The sequence below is a fragment of the Streptomyces sp. NPDC017056 genome (assembly GCF_044332485.1).
Lineage (GTDB): Bacteria > Actinomycetota > Actinomycetes > Streptomycetales > Streptomycetaceae > Streptomyces.
In genome coordinates this window covers 119,320-132,969 of the sequence record NZ_JBIRPD010000008.1, presented here as the reverse complement: position 1 = coordinate 132,969, position 13,650 = coordinate 119,320, and the positions used below count along the sequence as shown (strand labels likewise).

At 72.5% G+C, this 13,650-nt stretch carries 12 protein-coding genes; 1 reads left to right on the top strand and 11 read right to left on the bottom strand.

What is annotated here, in order from left to right; translation table 11 throughout:
* Positions 1–28: 28 nt before the first annotated feature.
* The 8 genes from ACH4OW_RS16620 to ACH4OW_RS16585 form a co-directional block, all read right to left on the bottom strand.
* Positions 29–1,960, bottom strand: a complete 1,932-nt coding sequence (locus tag ACH4OW_RS16620; protein ID WP_398028365.1) for a VgrG-related protein — start codon at positions 1,958–1,960, stop codon at positions 29–31.
* Positions 1,960–2,682 (bottom strand): LysM peptidoglycan-binding domain-containing protein, encoded by a 723-nt coding sequence (locus ACH4OW_RS16615; RefSeq protein ID WP_398028363.1) that lies wholly within the window; start codon positions 2,680–2,682, stop codon positions 1,960–1,962. The genes ACH4OW_RS16620 and ACH4OW_RS16615 overlap by 1 nt, the downstream gene beginning before the upstream one ends.
* A gap of 34 nt (positions 2,683–2,716) precedes the next feature.
* Positions 2,717–3,139: a phage tail protein gene (locus tag ACH4OW_RS16610; protein ID WP_360136509.1), complete on the bottom strand. Its 423-nt coding sequence runs from the start codon at positions 3,137–3,139 to the stop codon at positions 2,717–2,719.
* 62 nt (positions 3,140–3,201) lie between these two features.
* Positions 3,202–3,477: a hypothetical protein gene (locus ACH4OW_RS16605; protein WP_398028361.1), complete on the bottom strand. Its 276-nt coding sequence runs from the start codon at positions 3,475–3,477 to the stop codon at positions 3,202–3,204.
* A 2,157-nt stretch (positions 3,478–5,634) separates the two neighbouring features.
* Entirely contained in the window at positions 5,635–5,793 is a 159-nt protein-coding gene (locus ACH4OW_RS16600; protein WP_398028359.1) for a DUF6760 family protein, read from the bottom strand.
* Positions 5,790–6,296 carry a hypothetical protein gene (locus ACH4OW_RS16595; RefSeq protein ID WP_398028357.1) on the bottom strand — a complete coding sequence of 169 codons (507 nt, stop codon included), beginning with the start codon at positions 6,294–6,296 and terminating at the stop codon, positions 5,790–5,792. Before ACH4OW_RS16595 ends, ACH4OW_RS16600 begins: the two co-directional genes overlap by 4 nt.
* The gene (locus ACH4OW_RS16590) at positions 6,296–6,739 is read right to left on the bottom strand and encodes a phage tail protein (protein ID WP_360136505.1); all 444 of its coding nucleotides are present in this window, start codon (positions 6,737–6,739) and stop codon (positions 6,296–6,298) included. The genes ACH4OW_RS16595 and ACH4OW_RS16590 overlap by 1 nt, the downstream gene beginning before the upstream one ends.
* A gap of 65 nt (positions 6,740–6,804) precedes the next feature.
* Positions 6,805–8,400 carry a phage tail sheath subtilisin-like domain-containing protein gene (locus ACH4OW_RS16585; RefSeq protein ID WP_398028355.1) on the bottom strand — a complete coding sequence of 532 codons (1,596 nt, stop codon included), beginning with the start codon at positions 8,398–8,400 and terminating at the stop codon, positions 6,805–6,807.
* 254 nt (positions 8,401–8,654) lie between these two features.
* Between ACH4OW_RS16585 and ACH4OW_RS16580 the strand changes: the two genes are divergently transcribed.
* Complete coding sequence (locus ACH4OW_RS16580; RefSeq protein ID WP_398028354.1) at positions 8,655–10,049, top strand: hydrolase; 1,395 nt, start codon at positions 8,655–8,657, stop codon at positions 10,047–10,049.
* A 30-nt stretch (positions 10,050–10,079) separates the two neighbouring features.
* Here ACH4OW_RS16580 and ACH4OW_RS16575 read toward each other — a convergent pair whose 3' ends face one another.
* The 3 genes from ACH4OW_RS16575 to ACH4OW_RS16565 form a co-directional block, all read right to left on the bottom strand.
* Positions 10,080–12,137, bottom strand: a complete 2,058-nt coding sequence (locus ACH4OW_RS16575) for an ATP-binding protein (protein ID WP_398028352.1) — start codon at positions 12,135–12,137, stop codon at positions 10,080–10,082.
* Positions 12,134–12,808, bottom strand: coding sequence for a DUF4255 domain-containing protein (locus ACH4OW_RS16570; RefSeq protein WP_398028350.1), 675 nt, complete (start codon positions 12,806–12,808; stop codon positions 12,134–12,136). The genes ACH4OW_RS16575 and ACH4OW_RS16570 overlap by 4 nt, the downstream gene beginning before the upstream one ends.
* 162 nt (positions 12,809–12,970) lie before the next feature.
* Positions 12,971–13,624 (bottom strand): response regulator transcription factor, encoded by a 654-nt coding sequence (locus ACH4OW_RS16565; protein ID WP_360136500.1) that lies wholly within the window; start codon positions 13,622–13,624, stop codon positions 12,971–12,973.
* Between the last annotated feature and the right edge of the window lie 26 nt (positions 13,625–13,650).

Genomic DNA, 13,650 nt, shown 5'->3' with positions numbered 1-13,650 from the left:
TCTCCGGCCCCGGGACGGAAGACGCCGCTCACCCCGCCATCGGCAGGGGCGGTGTCACGGCGGCGAAGAAGAGCGGTGACGAGATGGTGGTCTTGGCACCGTTGATCATGTTCGCGACGGAGGTGAGCTGGAGGGAACCGCCCGCGGTGAGGGTCGCGATGCCGCCCGCGGTCATGTTCAGGGCCCCTCCCGTGGTGAGCCCGATCTGCCCCGCGGACTTGAGGTTGATCAGGCCGGTGGAGTCGATGGTGAGCGGGCCGCCGCTCCTGATGCTCAGCAGGCCGCCGCTCTGCAGGCTCAGCCGCCGCCGGGCACTGAGCGTGAGGTCGGTGCCGGCCTCCACGGACACCGACCGGCTGCCCTTGATGGTGACCGCCCCCTTGCTGTCCACGACGATCTCGGTCTTCGTCCGGTCCAGGTTGATCGTCAGCCGTTTGTCGCCGGACGTCAGCCGGACACCCTGCTTGCGGCCGCCGGTCTTCTGGCTGAGCAGATCCATACGGTTGCCGTCCCGGTCGGAGACGGTGTGCCGGCACGCCTTCTTCCGTACGGTGTCGTGCAGCGGCACGTCCCCCACCACGGTCGGCTTGTCCTTGCCGTTGTAGAGACCGCCGATCACGAACGGATGGTCCAGAGCACCCCGGTCGAACCCGACCAGCACCTCGTCGTTGACGTCCATCGGGAACACCCCGCCGCCGCCGAGGCCGCCCAGCTGCACCGTCCGCGTCCAGTCGCTGACGTACGTGTCGTCCAACCACGGGAACCGCAGCTTCACCCGGCCCTGCTTGAGCGGGTCGTTCACGTCGGTGACCAGCGCGTTGGCCACACTCGGCAGCTTGGGGCCGGTGCCCGTGCCGCCCCCTCCGGAGGCCAGCCCGAACAGCGAACGCCACTGCCGGCCGCTGACGGTCACCCACGCCTCGTAGTGCTTCCCGTCGCCGAAGACGTGCCGCACGGACGTCGCCGTGTACTTGCCCTCGAAGGGCGCGCCGGTGTCCGAGAGCGTCACCGGCACCCCCGGCCGCAGCCGCGTGTTGCCCAGCACCACGATCTCCACCTCGGCGAAGGCCGCGGTCACGTCGTCGGCGAGGGCATCGGAGGCGAACCGCACCTCGGCCGACTTGTCGTACGGAACCGAGGTCTCGACCAGCTTGCCCGCCTTGAACTTCCCCGCGGCCTTGCCGGGCGTCTCGCCGATGGCGAAGCCAGGGTTGTCCGTGGCGGGCGAGACCGAGCTGAGCGCCTTCTTCTGGGCGACGTCCCAGCCCCGCGCCTCCACCTTGCCCACCTGGTCGGCGGCGGTGACGGCGGCCCGCAGCCGCAGGATGTCGATCCCGGCCTTGAGGTCGAGCGGGTCCTCGCCCTCCAGGCTCGGCGCGGGCGCCCCAGAAGCGGGCTCCGGCCTGACGAAACAGAACCTGCCCTTCGCGTCGATCGACATGACGGACTCGTTCTCGTCGGCCAGCCGCGCCAGGAAGTCCCAGTCACTGACGTTCGACTGGCTGATGAACTCGTACACCGTCTTCGTCGACTGGATCGTGCCGATCGGCACGCCGTCCTGCGCGGCCAGCTTCCTGGCGATGTCGGAAGCGGACTGGTTCCGGTACGCCGCCACCCGGCGCCGGCGCATGAGCCGGTGCCCGAAGTCGTAGCCCCGGATGACGGTGAACGTGCCGGTGCCGTCGTAATCGGCCTCGAAACCGGTGACCTCGCCGGTCAGCAGCGTGTCGCCGGCACCCTGGCCGTCGGTCACGGTCGCGATGGTGACCGGGGTGCCGAACGTGGCGCCCAGCCGGCCGAGCATGACCCGGTACGGGTCCCGGAAGGTGAGCTCGAAGGCGGCGGGCACCCCGGCACCCTGGTCGACCCAGCCGTCGACCAGGGCCTCCACGGCGTCGTCGGGCAGTTTGTCGCCGCCGATGGACACCTGGATGACGGCGGACGTGGCGGGGCCCATCATCAGTGACGCACCTCCTCGGCGGCAGGCAGCACGAGTTCGGTGCCCGTCGGCAGCCGGGACGGATCGTCGATGCCGTTGGCCTCGGCGATCGCCCGCCACGCGGCCGCGTCCCCGTACTCCCGCCAGGCCAGGGACTGGAGCGAGTCCCCGGCGACGACCTGGTGCACCCGCTGCGCGGTGAGCGCGCCCGACGTCGGGTTCTGCCGCTTCGTCTTGCGGGGAATCTCGTTCAGCCGCAGCTGACAGGTGGCGCGGATGGGCACGCCGGTGGTCCCGAACAGCGTGTAGGACGCGTCGACCGAGCTGACGTACGCGGTGAACCGCGCCGTGGAGAACGAACCCCACTGGAAGACCACCCACGGAGGAGAAGGCTTCTTGGACGCCAGGCTCTTGGGAGTCACCACGCAGCAGCTCAGCAACGCCGCCACCTTCTTCAACACCGTGTTGCTGGTCGGCCGGTCGGAGGAGTCGAGAAAGACCTCCAAGGACATCGCACGCGGCTCCGACCCCATGAACTCCGGCCGGGCGCCGTAGCGTGCCGCGATGGTCGGCGTCACCTTCCACTGCGCGGCACGGCTGAGGGACAGCTGCGCCGGGTTGAAGTCGAAGTCGAACGTCTTGATGAGCGCGCCCGGACTGGTACCGGTACCGAGCGGCGGCTCGTGAATGGCGAGGGTGGCACGGACCAGGCTCTTGCCGGCGCCTTTGCTGCTCTTGGACATGGAGGCCGTCTCTTCGTTTCTCTGGTCAGGGGCTTCAGTCGGTGAACCCGTGGTGGGCGATCTCCAGGACCTCGGTGGCGACCGCCGGAGTGGCCGGGTCGAGGGCGGGACCCTGCCAGCTGACGGGCAGCACGTCGATCAGCCCCCAGCGCGCGACCTCCGAGCCGTCCGCGCGCAGCGCCGTGATCTGGGCGGTGGGCCGCTTGATGCCTGTCTGAACGGACGAGATCCACTTGGCGACCTTCGTGGTGTCCGGAGTGAGGGGACGAGTCAGCCGGATGGTGGAGAAGGTGACGCGGGTCGGCAACTGCCAGACGAAGCCGTTGTTGCCGCCCTCCTGCCGCTGCTCCGTCTCCACCTGCGATGACAGCCCGTCGCACCCGTTGAAGTAACCGAGGCTCTCGCCGTCGATGGAAAGGGTGAACCAGAGGGAGGAGCCCGGGTCCTGGCGGGACATCGCGGAGGGCCTTTCTTTCGGGACTGTCGGTGCTGTCGGTCTGCCGCAGGTACGGCGGGCGGTCACTGGCGGGGGTCGCGGAGCCTGCCGATCCGCTCGCGGTCCATCCGCAACTCGGTGCGGATCAGCCGCGTCACGCGGCCGATGATCCGGTGCACCAACTCGTCGAGCTGGAAGTCGGTAAGAGCACGCGGATCGAAACCGCCCCCGGAGGGCTCCGCGCCGCCGGGAGCAGCCGACCGGTGCGGAGCCCGGACCTGGGGCGCGTCCGCCCCCGCGGGGGTGGCCTTGGCGGCGAACGCGCCGGTGACTGAGTTCTGGGTGCGCTGGACGATCAAGGGAGGCGCGGCTGCCGGGATGCCGCCGGCCCCGTGGGTGTGGGGGAGCGGGAGAGGGGACGATGGTGCGGCCGGGGGCGGTGTGGAAGCGGTCACGGGGAGGGGGCGAGGGGCGGTGGGGCGGTGTAGTGGTACGGCCTTGGGGGGCGTGGCGCGGCGCTGGATGGTGGGGGCGGGGGCTATCGGGGGCCGCTGGGTGGCCGGGGGCTCGGCCGTCTGAGGCACGGGGAGTGGGGCCGGAGGCCCGGCAGGTACTGGGGCGTCCGTACGGCCGGAAGGCTTGGCCAGGGGCGTGGCGTCCACGGGCACGCTGGTGACCGGGGCGCCCAGCGGGGAACGACGCTGCGCGGGGCTTATGGGCGTATGGGGTGGGCTGCTCGGAGAGGTGTGCGGGTGCGGGTGCGAATGCGTGGGCGTGGTGGGGTGGGGCGAAGGGGGCTGGGGTTCGGCGGTCGGCGACGAGGGTGCCGGTGTCGACGAAACCGGGGCACCGAGGCCGGTTCTCGCGACCGTACGGGTGACGCTGCGCTGAACCGTACGGTGCGACGTGGCGGAGGCCGCCGGGTACGTGGTGGGCGTGCCCTTGGAGCCCCCGGAGGGGGCGTGCGCGGAGGCCGTATTCCTGGCAGGGGACGGAGCCGTGGTTGGAGGGGCCGGGGGCGGGGGCGAGCTGGCCTCTTGAACTGGCCGTGTAACAGGAGTAGTTGCTCCCCGCGGGTCCGGGGCTGAGACCGGGCCGGAGGCGGCGTCCCGCACGCGGGGTAGTGCGCGCGGAGGAACGGCCGAGGTGCCGCTGTCGCGCGGGGTGGCCGCCGTGCGCGGGCGGACCGCTCCGTGCCCAGCGTCAGGTTCAGGGGAGTCGGGGCCGGCAGGCGGCGTCGGAGTCGTGTCCTCTGAACTGGTGGGCCGTACGGTGTTGGGTACTGTCGGGCCGGCAGCCGAGGTGCCCTCCCGACCGCGCGATGCGGACGCTCCGCCGGGTGCAGGCGCATCGGTGTCGGCTCCGCGTCGGCCGTCCTCGGACGGTGACACTGCGGCGGCTCCGGACTCGCCGGGAACGCCGCTCGTTTCCCGGGCAGCCCTCGTGGCGGGCGTCCCTGCCATGGAGGTGAATTTTCGTCGCGCCGCCGGCAGGACCCGCCGCTGCACGGCTCTCGGCCCGGCCGGCGCCTTGGTCAGGGGTAGCCGGGACGGAGCGGAGGGGGTGGGCAAGGTGGGCGTCACGCTGACGCCGCGGGCCGGGGGCGGAGCAGGTACCTGCGCGTCCCGGGGCGCCACCGGAGATACGGACGTGACGGGTGCGGTCGCCGGTGCCGATGGTTCGGCGGGGCTCGTCCGCCGGGCCGCAGCCGGCGGCGGGTGCTCCCGCGTCGTCGACGCTTCTCGTACGGCCGGTGTGTTCGCGGCCCTGCCCGGGTTCGGGTTCCTCCGAGCACCAGCGGTGGCCGGGGAGGGCGGGGCGGCCGAGACCGCCGAGGCCGGCCGGGGCCCGGCAGCAGCCCCGTTCCGACCCGCGCCGACGGAAGGCCGCGCCCTCCCAATCCGCTGAACCGGAACGACAGGTCCGACAGGCCCGGCGGGCCCGGCAGCGGAAGCCGACGCCGCACCAGAACCCGTACCCACGCCCACCGCACCCGCACCCCCACCCGCACCCGCCCTCCCCACCTCCACCGCGCGCAGCCGCATCACCGGTGTCCGCCGTGCCACCGGCTCCGCCGGTGTCGGCGTCCACGGCAGCGTGTTCGACGGGTGTTCCAGTCCGGTCACCGGCCGGGCCGTCTCGGTCATCGCCCCGGAAAGCAGGCTGCCGGGAGCGGTGCCGAGGACTCCGATGCGGGAGGACACATTCATGAACGAAGGGTTCTGCCACGTCGGCAGCCGGTCGCCGAACCCGGCGTCCGCGACCTCGGCCCGGCCGTCGGCCACGGACCGCTGGATGGACGGCAGCGCCCGCCAGGCGGCCGCGGAGCCCGTACCGCCGCTGCCGCTCCCGACCAGGCCGATCAAGCCGACCGGACCGTCCGCGCCGTCCGTGCCTACCGCGCCGTCCGTGTCTGCCGTGCCGTCAGGCACACGCCGCGCCGCCTCCCTGCCGCCACTGTCTCCACCGTGGTCACGACCGCCCCGGCCCCGTAGCCGGTTCAGGAATCGCATGGCTCAGTCCTCCGCCCCGGCGCGCGTCACGAAGGACGCGATCCGGTCCGTGTACCCGCGGCGGTCGTGGTGTTCGAGGTCCAGGACCGTGTCCAGGTCCCAGTGGAAGTGGTAGGCGACGTACGCGATCTCCTCGTGCAGCCGGTCGGTCGCGTACGTCACGATTCCCCCAGGCGGCTCCCGCCGAGTTCCACCTCGAACGGCTCGGAGCAGTGCGGGCAGTCCACCGCGGCGCGGGTGTGGCCCTCGGCGTTGATCTGCCGGTAGAAGTCCTGGAGGAACGCGAGATCGGAGGCGAACATGTTCTCCACGATCCCGTCGTGCACCATCGGGAGCGTGCCCAGGCGGACGATGACCCGGCCGAGCAGCACCACCGACAGGTACGCGGGGTTCTCCTGGACCCGTACGTCGCGCAGCGGGACCAGTTCGTCCCGTGCCGTCGACAGGCGCATCACGCCGTCCCGGTGCGCGGTGCCCGCCTCGTCGACGTATCCGCGCGGCAGCTGGAACGGGAATTCCGTGCGCAGGCTGCGGGGCGTGGTGTCGGCCGGGGCGGCGGCGGGCGGCGGAGTGGGGGTCTCCGCTGCCGCCGCCGCGGTCTGCGGGGCCGGTGGCGCCGCCGCGGTCGTGCCCGCGCCCGGCGCACCGGCAGCCGTGCGCCGCATTATTCGACGACCAGTTCTTCGAAGACGATGGTGACGGTCTCGGTGAGCACGGCGGCTTCGCCGGCTTTCAGGGTGCTGGCGTCGATCTTGCTGCACCAGGCGTTGCGCAGGTTGTAGCGCTTCACCGGGTTGTCCTCGTAATCCATCATGATGATGGAGGCGTTCTTGCGGGCCGTGCTCATCCGGCCTGCGATCGAGTCGTTGATCCACTGGGTGAACGAGGACGACTGGGTCATGCCGCGCACCACGGTGCACTGCCCGTTCTTCTGCACGCCGGGCAGGATGTTGATGTCGACGTGGCCCTGCGCGGTGTTCTGCGGGCTGACGATGACGTCCTGTTCGATGGTGAGGCCGCTGACCTCCGAGAGGTACTCGACCATCACACCGTCGATCTGGAGGCCGAAATTGTGTGAGGTGAGGGAGTCACCCTGCATGAGAGCCATGGGTTCGCTGTCCTTCCGGGCTTTGTGGCGGTGGTGTACGAGGGGCGGGTCCGGGGGCGGGCGGGCTACTCCTCCAACTCGCCGCTGCCGCTGGAGAACTGCGACAACCGGAAGATCACGAATTCCGCGGGCTTGACCGGGGCGACTCCGATCTCGCACACCACCCGGCCCAGGTCGACCGACTCCGGCGGGTTGGTCTCCTCGTCACACTTGACGTAGTACGCCTCCTGGGGCCGCTGGCCGAAGAGCGCGCCGCTGCGCCACTCGTTGACCAGGAACGCCGAGATGTTGCGCCGGATGCGGGCCCACAGCGCGTGGTCGTTCGGCTCGAACACCACCCACTGGGTGCCGATCAGGATCGACTCCTCCAGGTAGTTGAAGTACCGGCGGATGTTCAGGTAACGCCACTCGGGGTCGGACGAGAGGGTGCGGGCTCCCCAGACACGGACACCCCGGCCGGGGAAGGCCCGGATGCAGTTGACGCCGACGGGGTTGAGCAGGTCCTGTTCACCGCGGGTGATCTGGATCTCCAGGTCCACGGCGCCGCGTACGACCTCGTTGGCGGGGGCCTTGTGCACCCCGCGCTCGGAGTCGTTGCGGGCCCAGATGCCGGCGACGTGGCCGCTGGGCGGGACCATGCGGGCCTGGCCGGACGCCGGGTCGAAGGACTTGATCCAGGGGTAGTAGAGGGCCGCGTACTTAGAGTCGTAACCCGCCGTCTCCTGGCGCCACGTCCGCACCTGCTGGGCGTTCAGGCCGGGGGGCGGGTCGATGACCGCCACCCGGTCGCCCATCAGCTCGCAGTGGGCGATGAGCCCGAGCTGTACGGCCTTGACGGCCTCCAGGTCGATCGCGCCCCGCTGGTAGGCGGCCATGAGGTCGGGCACGGCCACCATGGACACCGCGTCGATGGCCTCCAGGCCGCCGAAGCCGGTGCGGTCGGCGGAGTCGCCGAGGTACTGGGCCGGGCCGGGGTTCGCGGTGGTGTCCCGCTCGGCGGGCACGGGAGCGGGGGCCGGGGCGGGCGGCGCGGCCAGGGTGACCGTCTGGTTCTCCGGACGGACGAGCTGTGCGGCCGCCGCGGTCTCCGTCACGGTGATGAGCTTGGAGCGCTCCTTGACCTGGGTGACGACGTAGGAGCGGTTGCTCTTCTTGGCGCTCACGTCGAACGTCTCGACCGGCTTGTCACCGTCCTTGACGATCAGCTTGAAGCGCTCGGCGGGCCCTTCCCCCTCCGGGTCGGCGACCTCCACGGTCAGGGGGCCGTTCGCGCCCTGCGCGATGGCCGCCACGGAGAACGCGCCGAGCTGCTTCGGCTCGGCGGCGGGCAGCTGCGCCGCGCGGGCCGGGCCGGTCACCCCGGCGGGGGCCGTGCCGCCCCCGGCGGCGCCTTCGGCGGAGCCGCCGATCCGCACCACGTACGCGGCGGAGCCGCCGTTGTTGAAGAATCCGTAGACGGAGTGGGCGAGGTAGTACCCGTCCGTGAAGTCACCGAAGGAGGCGACGTACTGGGTCCAGTTGGTCACCAGCGTGGCCTCGTTCAGGGGCCCGGCCGGTGCGAGCCCGACGAAGGCCGCCACGGATGTGCCCACCCCCTCGATCGGGCGCGAACCGCTGGCCACCTCCTCGACGTAGACGCCTGGCGACAGGTAGGACGGCATGCTCTGCTCTCCTCGGGGTACGAGACGGGACGTCCTCAGCCTCGCGTCGCGCACCTCGCCGCCGAAACGTCCCCGGGTGCCGGGCTCCGGGCAGAGCCGCTGCCCCCAAGGGCGCGGTGACGTGCCTCCGCGGGCCGGCCGGTGACCGGGGTGCCCGCGCCGCGGGCCGAGGGCACACGGCGCCGCCCGTCCGGGCAGCCGGGTCTGCCCGGAGGGCTCCTGACGGTGTCCGCCGCCTCTCCTAGCGTCGTGGCGTGAGCCCTTGGACTTCTTTGGAACCCGCCTCCGCGACCGTCGCCCCCGGCAGCAGCACCACGGTGCGGCTGCGGGTGCGCAACACCGGAGACATCGTCGACGAGTACCGCTTCGAGCCGGTCGGTGATCTCGCCCCCTGGACCACGGTGGAGCCGCAGTCGCTGCGGCTGTATCCGGGAACGACCGGCACGGTGGAGCTGACGTTCGCGCCGCCGCGTACGCCGGACGCGACCGCGGGACCCAATCCGTACGCGGTACGGGTCACGCCGACGGAACATCCGGACGCCGTCACCGTCCCCGAGGGCAACCTCACCATCACCCCCTTCACGGAGGTGCGCGCCGAGCTGGTGCCGCCGACCGTCAAGGGGCGGTTCCGGGGGCGGCCGCGACTGGCCGTGGACAACCTCGGCAACACGAAGGTCACCGCTTCGCTCAGCGGCAAGGACGCCGGCGAACGGCTCTCGTACGAACTCCGGCCGTCCAACGTCCAGATCGAGCCCGGCCGGGCCGCCTTCGTGAAGGTGACGCTGCGGCCCCGGCAGATCACCTGGTTCGGCTCCAAGCAGGAGCAGCCGTACGCGCTGGCCGTGCGGCGCTCCGGCACCGAGCCGGAGGAGGTGGCCGGCACCTTCGTGCAGCGCGGCGTCCTGCCAGGCTGGCTGGCCACCACCTTCGGCCTGCTGCTCGCGCTGACGATCGCGTTCGTGACGATCTGGCTGGCGTACCGGCCGCAGTTGCAGAGTGTGGCGAGGGAGAAGCCCGAGAAGGCCGGCCAGCTCGCGCCGGCCCGCCCGTCGCCGCCGATCAGCACCCCGCCACCGGCGCCGGAGAAGCCGGCCGGACCGTCCGAGAAGTCCGGCGACGGGCAGGAGAAGCCGAAGGACGGGGGCGGCGGGGGAGGGGACGAGCCCAAGAAGAAGCCCCCGGAGCGCACCGCGGCCACCGCGGTGCGCGAGCTCGTCGCCCGCAGCGCGGGCCGCCACATCTGCTACCGCGCCTTCGTCCGGGACGACGGCTGGCAGGAGCCGGTGTGCGACGGGGCCGAGGCGGGGACGGTGGGCCAGGGCAAGCCGGTCAAGGCCCTCAACATCGCGGTGTCCGGCACCAAGGGCGTCACCGGTGCTTCCGCCTACGTGGGCGAGGGCTGGCGCAAGGGCGACGCGTGGCGGAAGGAGGACGACGTGAAGGACATGGTCCTCGGCAGTACCGAGAGCGCCGACCCCCCGATGGAAGGGTTCACCCTCCAGGTCTTCGACGGCACCGTGTGCCACGAAGCCCGCGTGAAGGACCAGGACTGGACGGGCAAGCTGTGTACCGAGCCCGGCAAGTGGAGGTACGGCGGCAGCCCCATGGAACGGAACCTCCAGTTGGAAGCGGTCCGCTTCACCGTGTGACCGCGGGCCGGCCGGGCGGGGCCCGCCGCGTCACCAGCTCGCTTCGCCCGGTACCAGCCGGCCCGCCTTGCGGTACTCGCGGCGGGCGCCCTCCCACAGGTCGCCCGCCGTGACCGGCTCGTCCCGGCCGGCCGCGAGGTAGGCGGCGGTGACCACCGCGCTGCGGATCGAGCCGCCCGCCAGCTCGAAGTCCCGGGCGAGGGCGCCGGCGTCGGTGTCCTCGGCCCGCGGTACGTGCGACAGGCCGTGCCGCCACAGGGCGAGCCGCTGCCCGGCGTCCGGGAAGGGGAAGTCGACGACCAGGTCGAGGCGGCGGGTGAACGCGTCGTCGATGTTGGCCCGCAGGTTGGTGGTCAGCAGGGCGATGCCGTCGAAGGACTCCAGGCGTTGCAGCAGGTAGGCGCTCTCCATGTTGGCGTACCTGTCGTGGGAGTCCTTGACCTCCGAGCGTTTGCCGAAGACGGCGTCGGCCTCGTCGAAGAGGAGCACGGCGTCCGTACGGTCGGCCTCCGTGAAGATCCGTTCGAGGTTCTTCTGGGTCTCGCCGACGTACTTGTCCACGATCGACGACAGCTGGACCACGTACAGGTCGACGCCCAGGTCGGCGGCGATGACCTCGGCGGACAGCGTCTTGCCGGTGCCGGACTCGCCCGCGAGGAGACCGAGGACGCCGCGGCCGCGGCCGCCGCCCGCGCTGAGCCGCCAGTCGCCGAGCACCCGGTCGCGGTGGCGGGCGCGCAGGGCGAGTTCCCGCAGCTGGGTGAGGGGGGCGTCGGGCAGGACCAGGTCGCTCCAGTCCACCGCGGGGCGGATCCGGCGGGCGTGCCGTTCGAGGCCGGAGGCCGACTGCTGCCGGGCGGCGAGCCGTACGTGGGCGGCGGTGAGCGAGGTCCCGTCGAAGGCGGCGAGCGCCGTCGCGGCGCGGGCGGCGCGGGCGATGCGTTCACCGCCGAGGTGGTACGGGGCCACGGTGCCGGCCAGATCGAAGCCGTCGGCGGCCGGCCCCAGCGCGGTGCGCCAGGAGGCCGTGCCCCCGGCCGGCCGCCGGGGTGCCTGGAGCACCAGCGGGTCGTGCGCTGACCACTGCGGATCGTACGGACGGGAGTCGGCCAGCAGCACCGTCACGTCGGTGGCCGCCGTCAACTCGGCCACCACCGGGCCCGGGTGCTCGGGCAGGCCGCACACCACTATCGCCCGGCCGGTCAGGCGCGCCTCCCGCAGCAGCTCCGGGACGTGCTCCGGGTGCCCCGTGTAATGCAGCGCGTCGGCGCCCGCCTCGTGCAGGGCGGACGCAAGGGTGGCCAGCGCGTCGCCCTCTCGGTGTTCCCGAAGGTAGGCGGTGAACGGTTGGCTACCGATACGGGCGGCCAGCCGCCGGACGAAGCCCTCGTCCAGCTCCGTCCCGTACAGCGGTCCCGGCATCGGGTGCAACTGGCCGAGGAGTACGGCGTCGGGGGTGTCGTCACCCAGCAAGTGGGCGGTGAGCCGGTCGGGCACCGACAGCGAGCGGGACAGGAGCGGGCGGTCGGCGTCCTCGACGGCCAGCAGACCGAGGGAGCGCAGCGGCGCCGAGAAGTGGAACCTGGCGCGGGCCTCCGGCAGGTGCGCGGGCATCCCGCACAGGTCGAGGGCGAGGCCCACGGTGGCGCGGCGGCGGCTCACGTCGTCGTTGAGGTAGCCGTAGAGCGGCTCGAAGGCGCGGTCGAGGTCGGGGGCGAGGGCGATGAGGAGCACGGCCGTGTCCAGCTCGGTCAGCCGCAGCCGGGCGGCCGCCCGGGCCAGGCGGTCGTCGCCGTCCGGCCGCCCCGTCGGCCCTCCCGGCCGTACGTCCGGCTCCGGCGCGGTGTCCGCCGGCGCGTCCGGCACTCCACGCGGCCAGGTACGCAGCAGGTGGCCCACGGATTCCCCGGACACGTAGAGGCCGCGCAGCGGGTCGTCCGCGGTGGGGTCGCCGGCCGAGCGGTGCTCGACCAGCGCGGTCACCGCGTGCCGCAGCCCGGCCAGCCTGCCGAGAAGTGAGTGCGCCGGACCGGCGGCACCGGAGCTGTCGGCCGCGGGAAGCAGGTCGTCCAGAGGCGAGGTGTTCATGACTGCTCCGTGCGGCGGGCCGCCGCCTGCTCGTATGCGGCGCGGGCCGCCGCGACGTGGTGGGGCCGGTGAGCGCGTTCCTCCGACCGGGGCGGGCCGCCGTCCACGCCGCGTATACGGACCGCCGCGCCCTCCGTGACCAGGGGCCCCGCGTCGTAGTCGGGGAACGACGGGAACGGCACGGTCATCGAGACGTCCAGGGACGGTTTGAGCTCACCGCCCAGCGCGGACCAGATGTCGGCGAGGGAGCGGGCCTCCGGCTGGCTGCCGCCCACCGTCACCGGCACCGCCAGCCCGAGGCGACCGAGCGATTCCGGAAGGTCCCGGGCGTCGAGCAGTTCGTGCGGCAGCAGGGTGGCCAGCACCGCTGACAGCAAGCGGTGTTCATCCTGCGGCGTCTTCGTCCAGGCCGTCACCAGGTAGGAGAGCCGGAACCAGCGCGGCGGGCGGCGGCGCACGACGGCGTCCCGGGCGTCACGCAGCGCGGTGCGTCCGCGCTGCCGCCGGGACACGTCCTCACGGACGTCGTACAAGTAGGCGTTGACCACGGGCCCGTTGCGCCGGGCCGCCCAGTCACGGGTGGGCACCTCGAAGGACACGTCGATACCGGAGCCGGCCAGTGTCCCGCCGCCGATGAGGTTTTTGAGAACCTCGTCCACCTCATGAATCACTTGCGCGCTCCCACCTGACGGCCGCCCCGCCGGCACCCGGCGTCGGCTCCACACGGCCCTGCCGCCGATCGTGTCCCCCGCGACGCCCGGGGCGCAGGCACGTCGGGGACGGTGGCGGGGCAGCGCTCGTGCCCCAAGGGCCGCGCCCCGCCGCCCGTCCGGTCAGATGTAGCCCTCACGGAGCGCGTACGCCACCGCGTGCGAGCGGTTGCGCAGATGCAGGCGCGTGGTGAGGCCGTGCATGACGTTCTTGACGGTGCGTTCGGAGTACGACAGCTTGGCGGCGATCTCCGAGGTGTCGAGCCCCTCGGCCACCAGCCGCACCACGTCCACCTCGCGTGACGTGAGGCCCAGGAAGGCCCCCGGATGGTCGGCACCGCCCCGGTGCAGCCGCCCCACCTGGCTGATGAGCCGGCCCAGCAGGTCGGCGGGCAGATCACCGCCGCCGTCGGCCGCGGTCAGCACCGCCTGCACCAGCCGGTGCGCGGTGGCCTCGCGGCGCCAGACGATGGCTCCCGCACCGCACTCGATGACGTCCAGCAGTTCGTTCTCCCGGATGGTCCCCACGACGAGCACCACCCGCGACCCCTCGCTGCGCACGACCCGCCGCAGCCGGGCGAGCGCGGCCTCGTCGAGTACGTCCTCGACGAGCACGGCCACGGCGGCGGAACCGTCCTCGCAGAGGTCGACCTCCGGATGCCGGCGCAGCTGACTGACGACCCCTTCCCGGCTGATCGGATCGGGCGCCGTGACGACCACCCGCACCCGGCGCGCGGTGAGTACGGAAGCCGAGGCGGCCGGTTGCGAGCTGAGCACGCGCTTCCCCTCTTCTACGTTGACTG